The 18,742-nt window shown below is 66.4% G+C and carries 20 protein-coding genes, 1 tRNA gene, 1 other RNA gene and 1 pseudogene; 14 read left to right on the top strand and 9 right to left on the bottom strand.

Going from position 1 to position 18,742, the window contains the following annotated elements; genetic code table 11:
- Positions 1-3 precede the first annotated feature (3 nt).
- On the top strand, positions 4-1,215 hold the full coding sequence (locus WPS_RS05385) for a radical SAM family protein (RefSeq protein WP_317996831.1): 1,212 nt from the start codon (positions 4-6) through the stop codon (positions 1,213-1,215).
- On the opposite strand, the gene WPS_RS05390 is transcribed toward WPS_RS05385, so the two are convergent.
- From WPS_RS05390 to WPS_RS05400, 3 genes are all read right to left on the bottom strand, one after another.
- Positions 1,212-2,054, bottom strand: a complete 843-nt coding sequence (locus WPS_RS05390; RefSeq protein WP_317996832.1) for a hypothetical protein — start codon at positions 2,052-2,054, stop codon at positions 1,212-1,214. The two genes, WPS_RS05385 and WPS_RS05390, sit on opposite strands and share 4 nt — an antisense overlap.
- Positions 2,055-2,131: 77 nt before the next feature.
- Entirely contained in the window at positions 2,132-2,806 is a 675-nt protein-coding gene (locus tag WPS_RS05395; protein WP_317996833.1) for a potassium channel family protein, read from the bottom strand.
- A gap of 1 nt (position 2,807) precedes the next feature.
- Entirely contained in the window at positions 2,808-3,482 is a 675-nt protein-coding gene (locus WPS_RS05400) for a potassium channel family protein (RefSeq protein ID WP_317996834.1), read from the bottom strand.
- A gap of 95 nt (positions 3,483-3,577) precedes the next feature.
- Here WPS_RS05400 and WPS_RS05405 point away from each other — a divergent pair.
- From WPS_RS05405 to uvrC, 4 genes are all read left to right on the top strand, one after another.
- Positions 3,578-3,654: transfer RNA gene (locus tag WPS_RS05405), tRNA-Pro, on the top strand.
- A 43-nt stretch (positions 3,655-3,697) separates the two neighbouring features.
- Positions 3,698-4,081 (top strand): Clp protease N-terminal domain-containing protein, encoded by a 384-nt coding sequence (locus WPS_RS05410; RefSeq protein WP_479688263.1) that lies wholly within the window; start codon positions 3,698-3,700, stop codon positions 4,079-4,081.
- The gene (locus WPS_RS05415) at positions 4,069-4,722 is read left to right on the top strand and encodes a DedA family protein (protein WP_317996836.1); all 654 of its coding nucleotides are present in this window, start codon (positions 4,069-4,071) and stop codon (positions 4,720-4,722) included. The genes WPS_RS05410 and WPS_RS05415 overlap by 13 nt, the downstream gene beginning before the upstream one ends.
- A gap of 16 nt (positions 4,723-4,738) precedes the next feature.
- The gene (uvrC, locus tag WPS_RS05420; protein WP_317996837.1) at positions 4,739-6,760 is read left to right on the top strand and encodes an excinuclease ABC subunit UvrC; all 2,022 of its coding nucleotides are present in this window, start codon (positions 4,739-4,741) and stop codon (positions 6,758-6,760) included.
- A gap of 21 nt (positions 6,761-6,781) precedes the next feature.
- Here uvrC and WPS_RS05425 read toward each other — a convergent pair whose 3' ends face one another.
- Positions 6,782-6,988: a hypothetical protein gene (locus tag WPS_RS05425; RefSeq protein WP_317996838.1), complete on the bottom strand. Its 207-nt coding sequence runs from the start codon at positions 6,986-6,988 to the stop codon at positions 6,782-6,784.
- Positions 6,989-7,076: 88 nt separating this feature from the next.
- On the opposite strand from WPS_RS05425, the gene WPS_RS05430 reads away from it, so the two are divergent.
- From WPS_RS05430 to ssrA, 3 genes are all read left to right on the top strand, one after another.
- Positions 7,077-7,439: a phage holin family protein gene (locus WPS_RS05430; RefSeq protein ID WP_317996839.1), complete on the top strand. Its 363-nt coding sequence runs from the start codon at positions 7,077-7,079 to the stop codon at positions 7,437-7,439.
- Positions 7,440-7,472: 33 nt separating this feature from the next.
- Complete coding sequence (locus WPS_RS05435) at positions 7,473-8,540, top strand: quinone-dependent dihydroorotate dehydrogenase (RefSeq protein WP_317996840.1); 1,068 nt, start codon at positions 7,473-7,475, stop codon at positions 8,538-8,540.
- A 30-nt stretch (positions 8,541-8,570) separates the two neighbouring features.
- Positions 8,571-8,931, top strand: a transfer-messenger RNA (tmRNA) gene (gene ssrA / locus WPS_RS05440).
- Between the two features lie 48 nt (positions 8,932-8,979).
- Here the strand turns inward: ssrA and WPS_RS05445 are convergent.
- Positions 8,980-10,206, bottom strand: coding sequence for an ISL3 family transposase (locus WPS_RS05445; protein ID WP_317996841.1), 1,227 nt, complete (start codon positions 10,204-10,206; stop codon positions 8,980-8,982).
- 143 nt (positions 10,207-10,349) lie between these two features.
- A complete protein-coding gene (locus WPS_RS05450; protein ID WP_317997495.1) occupies positions 10,350-11,186 on the bottom strand; it encodes an SDR family NAD(P)-dependent oxidoreductase in 837 nt (278 codons plus the stop codon).
- A 105-nt stretch (positions 11,187-11,291) separates the two neighbouring features.
- On the opposite strand from WPS_RS05450, the gene WPS_RS05455 reads away from it, so the two are divergent.
- From WPS_RS05455 to WPS_RS05470, 4 genes are all read left to right on the top strand, one after another.
- Positions 11,292-11,810, top strand: coding sequence for a GNAT family N-acetyltransferase (locus WPS_RS05455; RefSeq protein WP_317996842.1), 519 nt, complete (start codon positions 11,292-11,294; stop codon positions 11,808-11,810).
- A 15-nt stretch (positions 11,811-11,825) separates the two neighbouring features.
- Complete coding sequence (locus WPS_RS05460) at positions 11,826-12,236, top strand: hypothetical protein (protein ID WP_317996843.1); 411 nt, start codon at positions 11,826-11,828, stop codon at positions 12,234-12,236.
- Between the two features lie 76 nt (positions 12,237-12,312).
- Positions 12,313-12,660 carry a TfoX/Sxy family protein gene (locus WPS_RS05465; protein ID WP_317996844.1) on the top strand — a complete coding sequence of 116 codons (348 nt, stop codon included), beginning with the start codon at positions 12,313-12,315 and terminating at the stop codon, positions 12,658-12,660.
- Positions 12,661-13,109: 449 nt separating this feature from the next.
- Positions 13,110-13,997 (top strand): Fpg/Nei family DNA glycosylase, encoded by an 888-nt coding sequence (locus WPS_RS05470; RefSeq protein WP_317996845.1) that lies wholly within the window; start codon positions 13,110-13,112, stop codon positions 13,995-13,997.
- On the opposite strand, the gene WPS_RS05475 is transcribed toward WPS_RS05470, so the two are convergent.
- Positions 13,895-14,728 carry an FAD-binding domain-containing protein gene (locus tag WPS_RS05475; RefSeq protein ID WP_317996846.1) on the bottom strand — a complete coding sequence of 278 codons (834 nt, stop codon included), beginning with the start codon at positions 14,726-14,728 and terminating at the stop codon, positions 13,895-13,897. The two genes, WPS_RS05470 and WPS_RS05475, sit on opposite strands and share 103 nt — an antisense overlap.
- Positions 14,729-14,745: 17 nt before the next feature.
- Here WPS_RS05475 and WPS_RS05480 point away from each other — a divergent pair, with 17 nt between their 5' ends.
- Positions 14,746-15,963, top strand: a complete 1,218-nt coding sequence (locus WPS_RS05480; protein ID WP_317994492.1) for an IS256 family transposase — start codon at positions 14,746-14,748, stop codon at positions 15,961-15,963.
- A gap of 49 nt (positions 15,964-16,012) precedes the next feature.
- Here WPS_RS05480 and WPS_RS05485 read toward each other — a convergent pair.
- A pseudogene (locus WPS_RS05485) lies at positions 16,013-16,534 on the bottom strand (FAD-binding domain-containing protein); the annotation flags it as partial.
- 97 nt (positions 16,535-16,631) lie between these two features.
- Here WPS_RS05485 and WPS_RS05490 point away from each other — a divergent pair.
- Positions 16,632-18,221, top strand: coding sequence for a phytoene desaturase family protein (locus WPS_RS05490; RefSeq protein ID WP_317996848.1), 1,590 nt, complete (start codon positions 16,632-16,634; stop codon positions 18,219-18,221).
- Positions 18,222-18,240: 19 nt separating this feature from the next.
- Here the strand turns inward: WPS_RS05490 and WPS_RS05495 are convergent, their stop codons facing one another.
- Positions 18,241-18,687 (bottom strand): DUF2231 domain-containing protein, encoded by a 447-nt coding sequence (locus tag WPS_RS05495; RefSeq protein WP_317996849.1) that lies wholly within the window; start codon positions 18,685-18,687, stop codon positions 18,241-18,243.
- Between the last annotated feature and the right edge of the window lie 55 nt (positions 18,688-18,742).

Here is an 18,742-nt window from a genome sequence, read left to right on the forward strand (position 1 = left end):
CGCATGATCGGACTGGCCTACACCGACACGCGCGGACGCATCTATTTCGACGAGACGCGCTCGCCGCTCGCCGACGCCGGGATCGAACGCGCGGCGCTGCGCGAGGAACTGATCCCCGCCCCGCCCGGGACCGTCACGGCGATGCTCCCCGGCCGCGCGCCGCTGCTCGCCGGCGGACGGACCGCGAGCCGCCGGACCGCGCTCTCGGCGCTGCTTCCCGCCGGCTACACGCGGCTGCTGCTCCCGGCGTATCGACACGGCGCCGAGGCGCCGCCGCTGCCGCTCTTCGGCTACACGTTTGCCTGCGTCGTCGACGACGAGCTCCACGTCGCCGCGATGCGCACCGATGAGAGCGAAAATTGGACGCCGCGCTACTTCGCGGAGGGCGAACTCGAGCGAATTCTCGCGCGCCGGCAAGCCGACGATCCGCAAAACCGGACGCTGGCCCAGCTTGCGCTCTGTTCGCGCGACTACGGCTGCTTTACGGCGCAGAACGTCTTTCTCGACCGCGGCGAAGCAGCGTTGCCCGTCTCGCCGAAGTGCAATGCCGCGTGCGTTGGCTGCATCTCGGAGCTCGCGCCGGAGGCCGGAATGCCGTCGCCGCAGAGGCGCGTCGCCTTCGATGCCGATCCCGACGACATCGCCCGGATCGCGATCCGCCATCTCGAGCGCGTCCCCGACGGGATCGTCTCGTTCGGGCAAGGCTGTGAGGGCGAACCGCTCCTGCGGGTGACGACGATCGAGCGCGCGATCGCGAAGATCCGCGCGGTCCGCGCCAACGGCACGATCAACCTCAACACGAACGGTTCGCTGCCCAAGAGCCTCGCGCGTCTGATCGACGCAGGCCTGCAGGCCGTCCGCGTCAGCCTCAACTCGGTGCGCGCCCAACCGTACGCGGCCTATTACCGGCCGACGGGCTACGATATCGAGGACGTGCTCTCGTCGGTCGCGCTCGCGGTCGATCGCGGCCTGCGCGTCTCGCTGAATTACCTGACGCATCCGGGCGTGACGGACGAGCGCGCCGAGGCCGACGCACTCGAAGCGTTCCTGCGTGCCCATCCCGTCGCGCTCGTCCAAACGCGCACGCTGAACATCGATCCCGAGCGCTACTTCGCCGCCGTCGGCCGGCCGCGCGAGCCGATCGGGATGCGCGAAGCGCTTGCGCGGATCGAACGTCTGGGGATTTCGCTCGGCAACTTCACGCACACGCACTAAGCCTGCGCGGGACGGCGATGGTGACCGCCGTGGTGCGGGCGGCCCTGCTCGACGACGTCGCCGCCGATCCCGAGCTGATGTGCGTGCGTCGTCACGTCGACGCCCGCGCCATTCGCCCGCAGCGTCGTGCTGATCGTGCCGCCGGAGTCGTTCGCGGCGCTCACGACGAGCGAACCGTCCTGATTTTCGGTGACCGTCTCGCCGCCGCCGAGGGTGACGCTCGCGCCTTTCTCGATGCCGATCTGCTCGCCGCCGCTCACGATCGCGACGCTGCCGTCGTTGCGCATCGTCACGCAGTCGAAGCCGCCCCCGGCGTGCACCGTTGCGGCGCGATTGTACGTCACGCCGTTCGCGTCCGACTGCGTCACCGCGGTGGAGACGCGATAGCCGCCGGCGACGGCGTTCGTTTCCACCAAATCGTCGTGCGAGGCCATGCTGTCGAAGTGCTGGTCGACGTTCTGCGTCCCCGCCGGCGTCCGGATCGTGCCGGTCTGCGCGAGGTGCGGGTCGCCGGTCGAACTGATGTCGACGTCGCCGGCCTGCTCGGCGGCATGAAACGGCGACGGCGCCGTCGTGCCGCCGCTCTGCGCGCCCGCAGCGAACGTGCCGACGACCTGCTGCAGCACCGCGAGGATCAGCTGAAGCACGCCGAACACCGTGCCGGCGTTGTTCGCGCCGCCCTGCGAGAGCGCGTTGCCGATCGGAGACCACCACGGCGTCGCGACGCCGTCGGCGGCCGGCGCGGCCGTCGTGCTGCGCGCCGGCGGCGCCTCATCGGGGAAACCGTATCTCTGCGGCACGAAGGGTCCCGCGATCCCCGGCCATTGCGGACTGTTCATCATCGCTGCGCGTCGTCTCCTGAGTGAGGGTGTGCACCCCTCCATCACGACGACGCGCCGGCGCGGCTAGTCTCCGGTCAGCCCACCAAGGCGGCGCAGACGTCGGAGCGCGTGTCGCGCTTGATCATAGCGATCACGTCGTCGCCGCGCTGCAGCGTCGTGTCGCCGTTGGGGACGACCACGTCGCCGCCGCCCCGATCGACCGCGACGATCACGCTCCCGCGCGGGAGCGAGACCTCGGCGATCCGCTTGCCGCGCGCCGGGCTGTCCTCGGCGATCCGCAGCTGCACCAGTTCCAGATCGCCGTGGCCGACGCGCGCGAGCGGTTCGAGGTGCGCGGCGTTCACGTTCACCCGCTCGTCGATCATCTCGAGGATGATCTCGGTCGACGAGATCACGGTGACGGGCCGATCGGCGTCGAGCGACTCGAAGATCAGTTTGTTCTTCGGGTTGTTGACGCGCGCGATACAGCGCGCCGACGAGTGTTTCTTAGTGATGATGCAGACGACGAGGTTGTCTTCGTCGTCGCCGGTGTCGGCGACCACGACGTCGGCGCGCTGGACGCCCGCCTGCAGGAGGATGTTCGGATCGCAGCCGTCGCCGACGATCGCGATGTCGGTTTCGAGCAGGTTCGTCATCATCTGCGCTTTGCGCGCGTCCTTTTCGATGACGACGACTTCGTGCTGCTGCTTGATGAGGCCGCGCGCAAGATAGGTGCCGACCTTGCCGCCGCCGACGATCAGGATGAACACGTCAGGCGGTCAGTCGAGCTTCCGGGCGCGCCGACGAGAATGCCGCTGCAAACTGGGTGAGCGCTTCGGGCGAGACGATCGCGTTGATCTCGTCGCCTTCGACCAGGACGTCGCCGGGCGAGGCGACGCTGACGCTGCCGAGCCGCCGGATCGCGGCGATGCGGATCTTTCCGTCCATCTCGACGAGGTCGACGCGCTTGCCGGCCTGCGCCCGCGTGACCGTCGCGACGAGCGACGAGAGTTTGCCGAAATCGAAGGTGGGGACGCTGGCGTACGCGACGTCCTGCAGGCGGTCACGGATCGTCTGCGCGCCGATCGTCGTCGGCGAGAACGTCTCGATCCCGAGCTCGCGATAGAGCTGGCCGCGCGGCGGATCGTAGATGCGCGCGACGATCTTGGGGATCCGGAACATCTTCTGGGCGATGAGCGCTGCCATCACGTTGCGATTGTCGCCGTCGGTGACGGCGACGAAGCCGTCAGCCCGCTCGGCGCCCGCCCGCTTGAGCACGTCGTAGTCGATGCCGGTGCCGACTTCGACCTGGCCGCCGAACCGGTTCCCCAGCCGTTTGAACGCGGCGGGATTCTCGTCCACGACGACGACGTCGTGCTTGTCGGCGACGAGCAGCTTGGCGAGGGTCGACCCTACGCGCCCGCATCCGACGATCAGATATCTCATGGAAGCGTCCTGTGGTTTCGTTGCGCCGGGCGTTGTTCCCGCGGAAGGAGGCGAGTTGCCCTGTGCGAATCCCGTGGTTTTGGTCCAAGCCGTTACGGGGCGTAGCTCAGCTTGGTAGAGCGCTGCGTTCGGGACGCAGAGGTCACAGGTTCAAATCCTGCCGCCCCGACCATTTCACATGCCGGGCCGTCCCGGCAACACCGAGCGGGCCGCCGTTGTTCTCTCGTTTCAGCCCAGCAGCCCGACGCGTGCTCCGAGCCGCGGAGCAAGAGTGCCGGAACCATAACCACTACTACGTGGGCGCCGAGCACATGCTCTACGCACTGCTCGAGGAGCACGACGGCAGCGTCGACGCTCGGCTCGCCGCCGTCGGCGTCGAGCCTTCTCGCATCCACGCGGAGATCAAGCGCTCCCTCGGTACCGGTGACGGCCGCACGTGGGAGGGCATCCTGGTGACACCTCGGGTGCGGAAGATCGTAGAAATCGCAGAGCGTCTCGCGGGAGACCATGAGATCGAGCCGCTCGATCTGTTCGAAGCGATCCGGACCGAAGGCGGCGGACTCGCTGCCGAGATCCTGAGGCGCGCATGGAACAGTTGACCCACATCGTTCACGACGTCGTCGTCCATCTCGGCTACGCCGGGCTGTTCATCGTGATGATGCTCGGCAACATGGGCGCGCCGGCGGGGACGGAGATCGTGATGCCGACGGCGGGCGGCCTCGCGGCGCAGGGTCATTTTCCGGGGATCCCGGGGGTGGCGACGTGGCTGCTCGTCGGGCTGGTGGGGACCGCGGGCGAAGTCGTCGGCGGCGCGCTCCTCTACGCGGTGGGCTACTACGGAGGCGAACCGTTCCTCGAGCGGTACGGAAAATACATCGGGTTCAAGCAGAAAGAGCTCGTGCGCGTCCACGGGTTCTACGAGCGCTTCGGCAACCAGACGGTGTTCTGGTGCCGGTTCATCCCGTTCATCCGCGGCGTTGCCGCGTTCCCCGCCGGCGTTGCGCGGATGCAGAAGCGCTATTTCGTGACGTACACGGCGCTCGGCTCGGCGATCTTCTGCTTCGGGCTGGCGTATCTCGGCAACTTGGCGGGGAAGAACGTCGACGCGCTCGACGCGACCTTGCACAAGTTTTCGACCGCGTTCATCGTCGGGCTTGTCGTGGTGATCGTCGCCTTCGTCGTCTACAAGATCGTGACGCGCGGCCGCAAGCGCGCCGCAGCCGAACGCGACATCGCATAACGCACCGCCCGCGGTCGTGACCGAGCCGTCGCGCCTCGAACGCACCCTCTCGCAGCTCTCCGACCAGCCCGGCGTCTACATGATGCTCGGGGAAGACGGCCGCATCTTGTATATCGGGAAGGCGGTGTCGCTGCGCAATCGCGTGCGCTCGTACTTCCAGGACTCGGCGGCGCACCCGTACCGCACGCTGCGGATGGTGCAGCGGGTCGTCGACGTGCGGACGATCGTCGTCACCAACGAGATCGAAGCGCTGATCCTCGAAGCGAACCTGATCAAGCGGCATCAGCCGCCGTTCAACGTCCGCCTGCGCGACGACAAACGCTTTCCGTATCTGAAAGTCACGAGCGAACGGTTCCCGCGCGTCGTGTTCACGCGGGTGGTGAAGGACGACGGCGGCCGCTACTTCGGTCCCTACACGAATGCCGCGGGCCTGCGCGAACTGATCGACCTGATCCGCATCGTCTTTCCGCTGCGCACCTGCCGCGAGCCGATCGACGGAAAGCGCAAACGGCCGTGTTTGCAGTACCACATCAAACGCTGTCTCGCGCCGTGCGTCGGGTATCAGTCCGAAGACGATTACGACAAGCTCGTCGACGAAGTCAACCTGTTTCTCGAGGGGCACTACGATCCGCTGATCGAGCGGCTGCAGGGCGAGATGAGCGCCGCGGCCGAGCACTACAACTTCGAGGCGGCGGCGCGTCTGCGCGACCGCATCATCGCGGTGCGGCGGACCATCGAAGCGCAGAAGGTCGTGTGGCGCTCGCGGATCGACGTTGACTTGATGGCGTTCGCGCGTGCGCAGGGCCAAGCGTGCGTGCAAGTCTTCATGGTCCGCGACGGTAAGCTGCTGGGCCAGGAGTATTTCATCCTCGAGGGCGCCGGCGAGCAGAGCGACGCGGAGCTGTTCTCGCAGTTTCTCAAACAGTTCTACACCGCCCGCACCGGGAATTACGGGATGAACGGCGCGTTCGAAGCGGAGATCGACGCCTCGCCGCTCGCGCTGCGCGCCGCGCGCGACCAGCAGGCGCCGGTCGCGGTGAAGGCGCGCGCGCGGCGGCGGGCCGGGTTCGAGAGCGCGATCCCCAAAGAGATTCAAGTCGAGGCGATGCCCGAGGACGCGTCGGTGATCGAAGCGTGGCTCACCGAGATCAAGGCCCAGCGCGTGCGGATCGTCGTGCCGCAGCGCGGCGAGCGCCGCGAGTATCTCGCGCTGGTGAAGAAGAACGCGGAGCAGAACCTGCGCGCGTTTCTCGTGCACCAGGAGGCGACCGAGCACGCGTCGGCGAGCGCCCTCACCGAACTCGCGTCGGGGCTCGACTTGCCGGAGCCGCCGCATCGCATCGAGTGCTACGACATCTCGAACATCCAAGGAACCAACTCGGTCGCGTCAATGGTCGTCTTTATCGAGGGGCGGCCGAAGAAGAGCGACTACCGCCACTTCAACATCCAGGCCGTCGAGGGGCCGAACGACTTCGCATCGATGCAGGAGACGCTGCGACGCCGCCTGCGGTATCTGCGCCAAGATGCGGACCGGCCGCCGGTCGCGGACGGCGACGCGGCGACGCGCGCGATCGAAGCGCAGGCGCGCAAGCGCGAGCGGTTCCACGAAAAGCCGGATCTGCTGCTGATCGACGGCGGGAAAGGTCAGCTCAACGCCGTCGCCGAGGTGATGCGCGAACTCGACATGTGGGGCATCCCGGTCGCCGGTCTCGCGAAAGAGAACGAGTGGCTCTATCTCCCCGGCAACAGCGAGCCGATCGTGCTGCCGCCGAACTCGGCCGGGTTGCATCTGGTGATGCGGATTCGCGACGAAGCGCATCGCTTCGCGATCGCGCACCACCGCAGCAAACGCGGCAAGGCGATGACGAAATCGGTCCTCGACACGCTCGCGGGGGTCGGGCCCGTGCGCAAGAAGCGTTTGCTGGCGGCGTTCGGTTCGGTGCGCGCGATCCGCAACGCGTCCGTCGACGAGATCGCCGCGGTGAAGGGGATGACGCCGGCGCTCGCGTCGCAGGTGAAAGAGGCGCTGAGCCGCTGATCGCGCGCGCGACCGCGGCTGCTACGGGGCGCTCGCGGTCCCCAGGGGCTCGATCGCGTCGATCATCTCGATCGGCAGCGAGATGTCCCGTGCGTCTCCGCGAAAAAAGGCGGAGATCGCGGTCGGTCCGAGGATGTCGGTGCGGAACTCTCCGGTGTGCACCGAGCCGTCGGAGAGCCGGATCCGGACGTGGCCGGCCGCGCGGGGCAGAAACTCGTCGATCGCCATGGCGCGACTGTACGGCCTGAACGAGGGTCGGGGCGGTAGCACAGGTCACGCGGCGGGCGCACGCGCCGAGCAAGGAGAACCCTGACGCATGGGCTTCGTCATCAGACTCGTCGTCAACGCCGCGGCGTTGCTCGTGGTCGCCTATCTGGTCCCGGGGATCCACGTCTCGGGGTTCGTCGGCGCGCTGATCGCGGCGCTGATCCTCGGCATCGTCAACGCGGTCCTCAAACCGATCCTGGTGCTGCTCAGCCTTCCGCTCGAGATCCTCACGCTGGGTCTCTTCACGCTCGTCATCAACGCGCTGCTGTTCTGGCTCGTCGGCGCGATCGGGTTCGGGATGCGGGTGGACGGCTTCTGGCCCGCGTTCTGGGGCGCGCTCGTGATGTCGATCGTCTCGTGGATTCTCTCGGCGATCACCGGCGCCGACCGGCCCGCGCGCACGCGCGCGTAACCTTGGCGGCGGCGCGCGGTTCGTGATCTGACGGTGTTCGATCCGTATCCGTTCGCCCGTCCGTTCCTGCACCGTCTCGATCCCGAAGACGCGCATGCCGTCACGCTGCGCGCGCTCGAGGCGAACGTCGTCCCAGGCCAGCCGCGCGATGTCGATCCGATTCTGGAGACGACGCTGTTCGGCCGCCGCTTGAGCAACCCGGTCGGTCTCGCCGCCGGCTTCGACAAGAACGGCCGCGTGTTCGAGCGGATGGGAACGCACGGATTCGGATTCGTCGAGGTCGGCGGCGTGACGCCGAAACCGCAGGCGGGGAATCCGCGGCCGCGGGTTTTCCGGCTTCCGGAAGACGGCGCGGTGATCAACCGGATGGGCTTCCCCAACGGCGGCGCGGAAGTGCTCGAAGGCCGTTTGCGTGCGAAGCGCCGCCCGGACGATCTCGGGCTGGGGATCAACCTCGCCTCGAATGCCGACAGCGCCGATCCGGCCGCGGACTTCGTCGCGCTCGCGAGCCGATTTGCGCCCTACGCCGACTACCTCACGCTCGACGTCTCGTGTCCCAACACCGTCAACGGACTGGAGTTTCTGGACCCCGAGCGGCTGGCCGACCTGCTGGCGCGCCTCGCCGCCATCGCCTGGCCGGTCCGTCCCGCGCTGGTCGCCAAGCTCTCGCCGGATATCGACGATTCCCTGCTCCAGCGGATGGTCGCGGTGCTGCTCGAGGCGCGCATCGACGGCATCATTGTCGCGAACACGACGCGCGCGCGACCGCCGCTGCGCAGCAGCTATGCGCGCGAGGCCGGCGGTCTTTCGGGCCTGCCGCTGTTCGCGCGGTCGACCGCGATGCTGGCCCGGGTGCGCGAACTCGCCGGCCCGGCCCTCATGCTGATCGGCGTCGGCGGCATCACGAGCGGGGCCGACGCCTACGCGAAGATCAGGGCCGGGGCGACCGCGGTCCAGCTCTACACGGGGCTCGTCTACGGGGGGACGGCGCTGGTCACGCGGATCAAGCGCGAGCTCGGCGCGCTGTTACGGCGGGACGGGTTCGCCGGCGTCGCGGAGGCCGCCGGGGCAGGAACCTCGGCGTCTCCAGCCGTGTTATAGGAGTGCTAGTCCACCACCGGACTCGCTCGCGGGGCTGAGTAGTCTCGACGGGAAGATCCGTGGCTGACGTAAGCAGGCGGAGCTGTGAGCCCTCCTAAAACGATCACAAGCGTTTTACACGCGAACAACGAATACGCTCTCGCTGCTTAAGCTCAACACTTAACAGCGACCGTCCGCGGGGGGTAGCCGGATCCACCCTGCAGGCGGTCATGAAGTCCGGCTAGGATGCGGAGAACGTCTCGAGAGGCATCCGAAACTCAACTGAGACTGCTGTGCGACTGATTCCTGTACCGAGAAGCTGACGCACTCAAGACAAAATCGGTGCTGAGCCTGGAGAAAGCGGCAGTCCGGCTTTTCGGACCCGGGGGGCGGCTCCCCGGCAGCTCCACCAGCGTCCGAACGCGCCCCGATCTTCGGGACGCGTTTCTTTTTCGGCGCTTCAGGACTTCGGGTGGGCGGGCAAGAGGTCGAGCCCACCACAGTGGAATAGAATCGCCGCTGCAAATCGGCCCTCATTGCGATAGCCGCGCGCGCGGAATTTGATCATTTGGATCTTGCTGTTGAGGCTCTCGGCTGCCGCATTGGTGATCGGCTTGCGAATGTACGTGATGATGTTCGCAAAGTGACGTTTGAGCGTGCGCGCGACGCTGATCATTTCGGGCAATTGAGAGTGCGTCGCCCACCGGTACCAATCGGCAAAGAAACGACGCGCTGCGGACTCACGCCGATATCGCCAGAACTCCGTAAAGTGCTCCTTCATCGACCACGCGCGGCCAAGGCGTTTGTACTGGCTCCGCAAGGCGCTCAGATCACGTCGTTCGTCGCGGTCGAGATTCGCAAACGAGCGCAACCAGGAATACTTAGTCCCTTTCAATGCCGTTCGGTCGAGCGTCTTGTCACGCATCATCGCTCGACGAGTGAGATCGACGGCTTTGGTGAGATATGCCGTGATGTGGTACTTATCGAAGACGATCTTCCGTGCCGCATCGGGCACGTGTGCTACGGTCGACTCGAAGTACGGCTGCCACATATCCATCGCGATGCCCTCAATGGCATGAAGTTGTTCGTGCGAAAGGCCGTCGTAGAAAGCGTCAATCGATTCGCGCTTGCGACCGCGACCGACCCACAGGACCTCGCCGCGGTCCAAGTCGGACACGATCGTGAAGTACCGATGCCGCTTTTTGACGGCCTTCTCGTCGATGCCGAGATGCCGCACAAGACGTGGCAGTCGCCGCTGCTTACCGCGCTCGACCGCCCGGAGCATAATGGAATCGACTTGCTCCCAGCTGATGCCCAAGCGACGCGCGACCGCCGCGACGGACATCTCGAGTAGGAGGGCGATCGCCAAACGCTCGAAGCGCGACGTAAACTCGGTGCGACCGCTTGACCAGGGAATCGCAACGGTCGTGACGCCGTGCTCGGGACAATCGATCCGGGGTACGGAGGCGTGCAAGAAAAGTTGGTCGCCGGCCAGATCGAGGTCACGCCAGACGCGCTCGCGATGATCGTGCTTGGGGCACTCCCGATCGCATTTTGGACAGCGACCCACGCCTTGCCATTCAAGCCGAACATCGACCCGATTTCGCTCGAGATCGAGCTTTGATTCGGTCACGTCCCAAGGATCTTCGACGCGCAGCAACCCGCGGATGAATTCGGTGTCTCGCATGGCGTAGCATTACGACGGCCGACCGATTTCCTCTCGCCCGCCCACTACAAAACCGGAAGACCCTCTTTTTCAACGCGATTCGCGAAGCGCCGAGATGCGTCCGAGGACGGCCATCCGGTTCACGAATGCGTCGCAGTTCCGACTCAGGCGTCGTCGAGACCGAGTCCGCTCGATAGCGCGCGCTCCGCATTCGCCTGAGCGAGCAGATCCTGGGCCTTCTTTTCCACGGCAGCGACGGCGTCCGCGCCCGCGATAAAGCGCGGCGGCGGCTCGTTCCGTCTCGCGAGCTCGACGACTGCGTCGGCAAGCTTTCTGGGATCTCCGCCCTGCTTGCCGTTCATGCTCTTCCAGGCCGCTACGGTCTCCTCGGTGCGCGCGGCGTAATCGGCGATCGAGGCCTTCGCATACTTTGTCGACTCCGGCGCGAGAAGTTCGGTGCGAAAAAAACTCGGCTCGACGAGCATCGTGCGGATGCCGAACGGCTCGACCTCGGCAGCGAGCGACTCGATCCAGCCCTCCATTCCGAACTTGGAAGCGGCGTACGCGGTGCAGAACGCTTGGCCGACAATGCCCGCGGTTGAAGAGATCGCGACCACGAGACCGGAGCGCTGCGCGCGCATGTACGGGAGTATCGCACGGGCGACGTTCATCGGCCCGAAGAGTGTCGTCTCGACCTGCGCCCGAACGTCCTCGGGCGTGATCTTCAAAAAGCCGGAGTAGAAGTTTCCCGCATTACTGACGAGGACGTCGATGCTGCCGAACCGATCGAAAGCCTCCCGCGCTGCGTCTCTCGCCTCAGCCAAGTCGGTGACGTCGAGCTTGACCGCCAGGAGGTCGTCGTGGGCCCCGATTGCCGAGCCGACGCGCTCGGCGTTGCGTCCCGTTGCGACGACGGCGTGCCCGGCCGCTAACGCCGCCCTGGCAAACTCCACACCCATGCCGCGGCCGGCTCCGGTGATGAACCAGACCTGCTTCCTTATACGACTTCTCGCTTTCTGCGATCCGCATCTGCCATCTCACCGCGCAAGAAAACGAGGCAGGGCGAATGGATGCGGCCGCCTGGATGCGCGGCGAGGCTTCGCCTTGTGATCTTCCTGAGCCGGATGCTCGACGAGCATCGATCGCGATTTGACGACATGCTCGCGGAGTATCGAGAACACGCAGAACTCGGTCTCTATACCTGGTTGTACGACGTTGCGTGGCAGGGTTACGACGCGTATCGGGCGATGCTCGCGCGACTCGAACAGGGCGGCTGGCCCTTTCCCGAAGTCGTCCCGGGAGCGACGTACTTTGTTATGGACGACGACCACGTCGTCGGCGAAATTTATCTTCGGTTTGGTCTTACGCCTGCGCTCGAGCGAGACGGCGGAAACATCGGCTATCAGGTGCGTCCGCGCGCGCGCAATCGCGCCTACGCGACGCAGGGACTGCGCATCGCACGTTCTCGCTTGGCGGAACGAGGGTTGCGATCGGCACTCGTCACTTGCGGCGCGGAGCATGCGGCCTCGATTCGGGTGATCGAAAAGAACGGAGGGGTTCGGCTCGAGGATGCGATGCTGCCGGACGGCACGGTGAATCGTCGCTACCGCGTGCCTTGCGGATAGCGTATACTTGCGAGGATGGTCACCTTGCTGCTCGCGCTGGGGATCGGCGTCGTCTCCGGCCTGCGGACCTTTACCGGCTTGGCGGCGGTGACGCTTGCACGCGGTGGAATCGCCGGAATCGTCCTTGCGATTGCGGCGGTCGGCGAGTACATCGCCGACGCGATGCCGTGGATCCCGTCGCGGACGGCGCTGCCGTCGATCGTGATTCGGCCGTTGAGCGGCGCGATCGCCGGCTGGCTGATCGCCGCAGATCACGGTGGATCGGCCGTCGCCGGCGCGGTCGCGGGAATCGCCGGGGCGCTCGCGGGGACGTACGGCGGCCACTCCGGACGGCTTGTGCTGATCGAGCGGATCGGCGCGTTCCCGGCAGCAATCGCCGAAGACGTCGTCGCGATCGCGCTCGCGGCGTTTCTGGTTACGCGGTAGCGACGGATGACGAGCGTTTGCGTGGCCACGCAGCGGTCAAATCCGCGTCGTCATGCGGAAAGACGATCGTTCTGACATGGCCTACGACGAGACGACCGCGGCGCGGGTTCGGAGCGCGCTCTCCGCGCGCAGCGTCGTCGAACGGAAGATGATGGGCGGGATCTGTTTCATGGTCGACGGCCATATGTGCTGCGGCGTCTCGCGCGAGGCACTGATGGTTCGCGTCGGACGCGACGGTTACCGTGAGGCCCTCGCACAGCCGCATGTCCGGCCGATGGAATTCGGCGGGCGCAGCCCGACCGGATTCGTGCTCGTCGATCCGGTCGGTTATCGCACCGATGCGGCGCTCAAGAAATGGATCACGAGGTCGCTCGGCGTGGTCGCGGCGCTGCCCCCACGCGAGCCCGGTTCGAAACGTCGCTAGCGGCGACTGCTTCCGGCGCACTCCCGTCGGACGTCGTCGCTACGCGATCGCGAAGCGCGCACGTGCCGGACGCAAGGCGCGGCGACGGCGTGACACCGCCGCGCGCAGCAGATGACCATCTCGCCGGCGAGGCGACGGCGCCTCGCTGGGTCCCTGTTCCATCGGGTCCGACCAGTCTCGATCGGACTCGAGTCCGTAGAGGGTCGCGACAGCGCCCGCGAGGGCAAGTGCGATGAGCGCGAGGAGGCCGGCAGGCCCTCCGCTGACCCGCGCGGCGCCCGCCGCCCAGAGGGACCACATCGCGATCGTGCCGATGCGGAGCGGCAACCGGTGTTCTGAAGCATTCATGGCGCGATGATGCGCGCGGGCCCTTACCGGGCGCGCACGAGCGCTTCGTAATCGAAACGTAAGCGGGAACCGCCGGGGTCGCTCCGCCGGTCTGAGTCGCGATGCCGGAAGGACACACGATTCACCGGGCCGCGCGCATCCAGCGCGGCCTGCTCGCCGGCGGCGCCGTTCGCGTCGACTCACCGCAAGGGCGGTTTGCGCACGGCGCGGCACTCCTGGACGGTCGCGAACTGCTCGCGATCGATGCCTATGGCAAGCACCTCTTCTATGCGTTCGCCGGCGACGTCTGGGTGCACGTGCACTTGGGATTGTTCGGGAAGTTCCGCACCGGGACGGGGGAACCGCCTCCGCCGCGCGGCGCCGTGCGCATGCGCGTCTCGGGTGAGCGCGGCTGGATGACGCTGAGCGGACCGACGGCCTGCGATCTCGTCGACGACAACGAGCGGCGGCTGATCCTCGACCGCATCGGTCCCGATCCGCTGCGTGAGGATGCTCGCCCGGCGGCGGCGATCGCGCGGATCATGCGCAGCGCCGCGCCGATCGGCGTCTTGCTGATGGATCAGCGCGTCGTCGCCGGGATTGGGAACGTGTATCGCGCGGAACTGCTCTTTCGCGCGCGGATCTCGCCGGCGGCGCCGGGACGGTCGCTCGCGCGCGCGCAGATCCTCGCGTTGTGGAAGGACGCCCGCATGCTGCTCCGCGACGGCGAGGAACGCGGAAGGATCGTGACCACGCGGCCTGCGGACCGGCCGCATCCGCGCGGTGCGGTCCGGCGCGGCGAGCAGTACTACGTCTATCATCGCACCGGACAGCCGTGCCGCATCTGCGGGAGCACGATCGAGCGGGCGGCGATGGCGGCGCGCACCCTGTACTTCTGTCCGGTGTGTCAGTCCGAGCCGTCGAGGCCGAGTTCGCGCACGATCGCCGGGATGCGCGCGCGCAGCCCGAAGAAACCGCGCGTCGCGAAGGGCCACGTCACCGCGTCGTAGTCTCGCGCGACCTCGCTCCATTCGAGGCCGCTCCTTGCGAGCTGTGCGCGCAGCGCATCGAGCGCGTCGCGCGCCGGGCCGACCGGCGCGAACGTCACGACGACGCGCGTCGTGCCGAATCGAGCGGCGACGCGCTGCAGGTCTGCGGCGGCGCCGGCCGCGTCGCCGCCGTCGATGACGGGGCCGGCGGGGATCGACCGATCGCGTTCCGCGTGCGCCAGTGCATCCGCTGCCAGAGCGCGCGCGAATGCGCGGACCGGGGGTGCGACCCCGTTCGGCGACCGCGCATCGGCTGCGATGAACGCGCACGCGACGGCCGGCGCGATGCCGTTGGGAGCGAACGACGCGATGCCGAGATCGTCGTCGTGCAGCAACAGCAGGTCGCGATGGCCTGCCGCCGGGCGCGTCGGCGGCAATGCGAGCGGAATCGCCGGAATCATGTCGTCCGCGAGCGGCGGCGCCGATGCCGCCAGACGCACTCCCGGATCGAGCCGCTCCTCGGTGTAGCGGCGAATGTTGTCGCGTCGCGCGAGATACGTCTTCCCCCGCGTGTGCAGGCCGGCGACCCAACGCCACGAGAGGGTGTTTGCGGCTTGATCGCCGTCCAGCAGATGCTGCAGAAAGAAGTCGGCGCCGAGTTCCCACGGCGGCAGAGTCCCTATAATTGATGTAAATTCAGCGGGCGGGTAGCCACCGCTCCGGTTCGAAGATTGACGTTGACAACACTTCAATCGAAAGGACCGGAACGGTGGCCGATTACGATCTTACCCTATCCCGCGACGCGATTCCAGCGTTGCTCGATCAACCTGCGGCGCTCGGGAAGCTCGTCGAAACGATTTTGAACCAAGTGCTCGAGGCGCAGATGCGCGATCATCTGGGCGCCGAGCGGTACGAACGCTGTCAAGAACGGGAGGGCTATCGGAATGGGTATCGCGATCGACAGCTCTCGACCCGCGTCGGATCGCTGGTCCTGCGCGTGCCGCAGACGCGCGACGGCAGCTTCTCAACCGACATCTTTGAGCGTTATCGCCGCAGCGAACAAGCCTTTGTCGTGGGCCTGATGGAGATGGTCGTCAACGGCGTCTCGACGCGGAAGGTCACGCGGATAACCGAAGGTCTGTGTGGGACGTCGTTTTCGAAGTCGACGGTCAGTCGCCTCGCGAAGGCCCTTGACGAGCCGGTCGCGGGATTCTTGAATCGCCGGCTCGACGCGGCGTACCCGTTCATCATCGTTGACGCGCTCTTCACGAAGGTGCGCACCGACAAGAGCGTCGTCAGCAAAGCGCTGCTCATCGCGAGCGGCATTCGTGCTGACGGATACCGCGAGATCCTTGGTCTTTCGATCGGCGATTCGGAGAGCTTTGCGACGTGGAACGAGTTCTTTCGCGGCCTCAAAGCACGCGGCTTGCACGGCGTCGACGTTGCCGTCTCCGACAATCACTCGGGCTTACGCGAGGCGATCGCCAAGCAATTCGTCGGCGCGACATGGCAGCGTTGCCAGTTCCACGTGATGAAGAACTTGCTCGATCACGCGCCCAAGAAAGAACGCGAAAACGTAACCGCTGCAGCTCGGCTGATCTTCCTCGCAACTGATCGCAAAGAGGCCGAGCGTCGATATGCGGAATTCATGGCCCGCTTCGCAGAAACGGCGCCCAAGTCGTGCGTGTGCTTGGAAGGAGCGTTCGAAGACATGTTTGCGATCTTGCCGCTGCCGGAGAAATATCGTCGGCGACTGCGCACGAGCAACATGCAAGAGCGGCTCAATGAAGAGATTCGTCGCCGGGAGAAAGTCATTCGCATTTTCCCAAACGACGCCGCAGCGATTCGCATGGTCGGCGCGTTACTCTCCGAGCAAAACGACGAATGGTTAAGCCGAGCCTACTTCGACATGACCGAATACTTCGAATGGAAAGCAACGACGGTGGCCAAGCCGGCCGCCGTAAAACGAGACAGACGAGCAGCCTAACTTACGCGATCGACGAACCGGAATTACAGCAGATTTGGGACTTGACTTCCCACGGCAGGCGAAGCGTGAAGATCCAAACGCTTGCGAACCACATGCGTGCGTGATTGTGCAGGTAGTTGTCGGAGGTGAGTTCGCGGACCCACGCATCGAACGGCTCGATCCCGGTCGCGCCAGCGATCGCGCGCTCGTAATCGGCGCGGCGCGCATCGTCGCCGTTCATCTCCGCGCGCTGCTGATCGAGCTGACGAAGGTAGCGCGTCCACGCCGCCGGATGCGTTTCGAGCCAGCCTTTCCAATACGTTCGCCAAAACACTTCGTCGACGAATTTCGCGGCGCCGGTCGTGCCGTGACGTTCAAGCACGGCCGCGAGCACCTCGGCTTCCGTTACGACGCGGTGACGCACGTAGGGCGAGAGCTGCGAGACGGCCTCGTGTCGTCCCGGACCGCGGTCGTAATTGCGCTGCGCGGCGTACGTGCGCCCGGCCCGCGGAACGAACGCGAGGAGCCGCTCGAGCGCGGCGTCGCGCGATGCGGCAAAGCGCACCTCGCGAGAAGAGAAGAGGGAGGACATCCCGCGATGAGACGGCGGCACGGCGCGGCCGGTTCCGCAGCGCCCCGCGCGACGATACCGGAAAGGAGCGCTCGGCCGGGGACCGTACGACGAACGCATGGCGACGACGTACGACGCGATCATCATCGGCGGCGGACACAACGGCTTGGTCACCGCGTGTTACCTCGCGCGCGCGAAGTGGAAAGTGCTGCTGCTCGAACGGCGTTATCTCGTCGGCGGCGCGTGCGTCACCGAAGAGCGGACGTTCCCCGGCTTCAAAGTCTCGACCGCCGCCTACGTCAACAGTCTCTTCCGGCCGGAGATCATTCGCGATCTGCGCCTGAAGGACTACGGCTTCGAAGTCGTCGAGCGGAACCCGTCGTCGTTCTCACCGTTCCCGGACGGCCGGTACCTGATGCTCGGCCCCGACGAAGCGATGAACGAACGGGAGATCGCGAAGTTCAGCGCACGCGATGCGGCGGCGTACCCGCAGTACGTCGCGATGCTGGAACGCGTCGCGACCGTGATCGAACCGACGCTGGTGCAGACGCCGCCGAACCCCGTCCGGCCCGGGATGGGCGATCTCATCGGACTCGGTCAGCTCGGCCTAAAGTTGAAGAAGCTCGACGGCGCGATGGGCGAGGCGATCGAGATCCTCACCGGCGCGGCGCGCCCGATCCTCGACCGCTGGTTCGAAAGCGAAGAACTCAAGGCGACGCTCGCGACCGATGCGATCATCGGTGCGTTCGCCGCGCCGTCGGTGCCCGGAACCGCGTACGTGCTCTTCCATCACGTGATGGGCGAGACGAACGGCGCGCGCGGCGTGTGGAGCTACGTGCGCGGCGGGATGGGCGGCCTCTCGCAGGCGCTCGAAAAAGCGGCGCGCGATCTGGGCGTCCAGATTCGCACCGAAGCTGAGGTCACGAAGATTCTCGTCGAGGACAACGCTGCGACCGGCGTGGTCCTCGCCAACGGCGATGAGTACCGTGCGCGCAATGTCGCGAGCGGTGTCGATTGCCGGCTGACCTTCGAGCGCTTTCTCGAGCCGTCGCAGCTGCCCGAGGACTTCCTCGCCGAGATCAAGCGCATCGATTACGGGAGCGCGTCGGCGAAGATCAACGTCGCGCTCGACGCGCTGCCGAATTTTACCGCGTGTCCCGGAAGCGAGGCCGGCCCGCAGCACCGCGGCACGATCCACCTCTGCCCGGATCAGGATTTCATCGAACGCGGCTACGACGACGCGAAGTACGGCCGCTGGTCGCGCGAGCCGATCGTCGAGTGCACGATCCCGTCGTCGGTCGACGCGACGGTCGCGCCGCCGGGCAAGCATCTGATGTCGATGTTCTGCCAGTACGCGCCGTATCACCTCAAGGACGGCAGCTGGGACGACGCGGCGAAGAATGCCTTCGCCGACGCGTGCTTCGCGCAGGTGGAACGCTATGCGCCCGGGTTCACGTCGTCTATGATCGATCGACAGGTGCTCAGCCCGCTCGACATCGAGTCGACGTTCAATCTCACCGGCGGGAACATTTTTCAGGGTGCGATGGGGCTCAACAAGCTGTTCATGTTCCGTCCCGCACCGGGCTGGGCCGATTACAAGACGCCGGTGCGGCGGCTGTTTTTGTGCGGTGCCGCGGCGCACCCCGGCGGCGGCGTGATGGGTGCGGCGGGATGGAACGCTGCTCGGGTGATGCTGAAGGGCCGATAGCGGCGGCGCTTCGACAGGCTCAGCGTGATGGGGCGGGTTCTTCGGTGATGCCGACTTTGTGGCGGTTCGTCAGCTCGCTGCCGAGGAAGGCGCTGACGAACAGCAGCGCCGATCCCGCGATCGAGACGGCGATCCCGGCGAGCGAGGCGTGATCCTGCGCGCGCAACGCCCACGCGATCGGGTAGAGGACGATCGTGCCGAGGCTCCACTTGAGGTGACCGTCGGCGAGTGATTGTGCTTTGCGCGTCATCGGCGCGGTGCGGTAGTCGATGTAGCCGGCGATCGCCGCCGCGAATCCGGCGACGCTGCCCATTGCGATCAGCACGACGCTCATCCGGAACCAGAACGGATCGTGGGTGAACGCACCGATCCCGTCGGTGATCAGGGCGCCGGTCCAGAAGGCGACCGGAAACGGAATCAGCATGAAGTGGTACGGGTGTCCCCGATAGTGGGCGATGCCTTGCACGATGCGAGGTTCGACGCCGCGACGGCAGGGCCGTTCGCCTGCGCGTCGCAAGGAC

Origin of the sequence: Vulcanimicrobium alpinum (assembly GCF_027923555.1) — a bacterium.
GTDB classification, from domain to species: Bacteria; Vulcanimicrobiota; Vulcanimicrobiia; order Vulcanimicrobiales; family Vulcanimicrobiaceae; genus Vulcanimicrobium; species Vulcanimicrobium alpinum.

What these genes read in the sequence shown, in the direction of transcription:
- WPS_RS05425 (WP_317996838.1), bottom strand. Translation starts at nt 6,988, where the DNA reads ATGGCGATCGACGAGTTTCTGCCCCGCGCGGCCGGCCACGTCCGGATC.
- WPS_RS05470 (WP_317996845.1), top strand. Translation starts at nt 13,110, where the DNA reads ATGCCGGAAGGACACACGATTCACCGGGCCGCGCGCATCCAGCGCGGC.
- WPS_RS05430 (WP_317996839.1), top strand. Translation starts at nt 7,077, where the DNA reads ATGGGCTTCGTCATCAGACTCGTCGTCAACGCCGCGGCGTTGCTCGTG.
- WPS_RS05385 (WP_317996831.1), top strand. Translation starts at nt 4, where the DNA reads ATGATCGGACTGGCCTACACCGACACGCGCGGACGCATCTATTTCGAC.
- WPS_RS05460 (WP_317996843.1), top strand. Translation starts at nt 11,826, where the DNA reads ATGGTCACCTTGCTGCTCGCGCTGGGGATCGGCGTCGTCTCCGGCCTG.
- WPS_RS05400 (WP_317996834.1), bottom strand. Translation starts at nt 3,482, where the DNA reads ATGAGATATCTGATCGTCGGATGCGGGCGCGTAGGGTCGACCCTCGCC.
- WPS_RS05445 (WP_317996841.1), bottom strand. Translation starts at nt 10,206, where the DNA reads ATGCGAGACACCGAATTCATCCGCGGGTTGCTGCGCGTCGAAGATCCT.
- WPS_RS05490 (WP_317996848.1), top strand. Translation starts at nt 16,632, where the DNA reads ATGGCGACGACGTACGACGCGATCATCATCGGCGGCGGACACAACGGC.
- WPS_RS05465 (WP_317996844.1), top strand. Translation starts at nt 12,313, where the DNA reads ATGGCCTACGACGAGACGACCGCGGCGCGGGTTCGGAGCGCGCTCTCC.
- WPS_RS05390 (WP_317996832.1), bottom strand. Translation starts at nt 2,054, where the DNA reads ATGAACAGTCCGCAATGGCCGGGGATCGCGGGACCCTTCGTGCCGCAG.
- WPS_RS05415 (WP_317996836.1), top strand. Translation starts at nt 4,069, where the DNA reads ATGGAACAGTTGACCCACATCGTTCACGACGTCGTCGTCCATCTCGGC.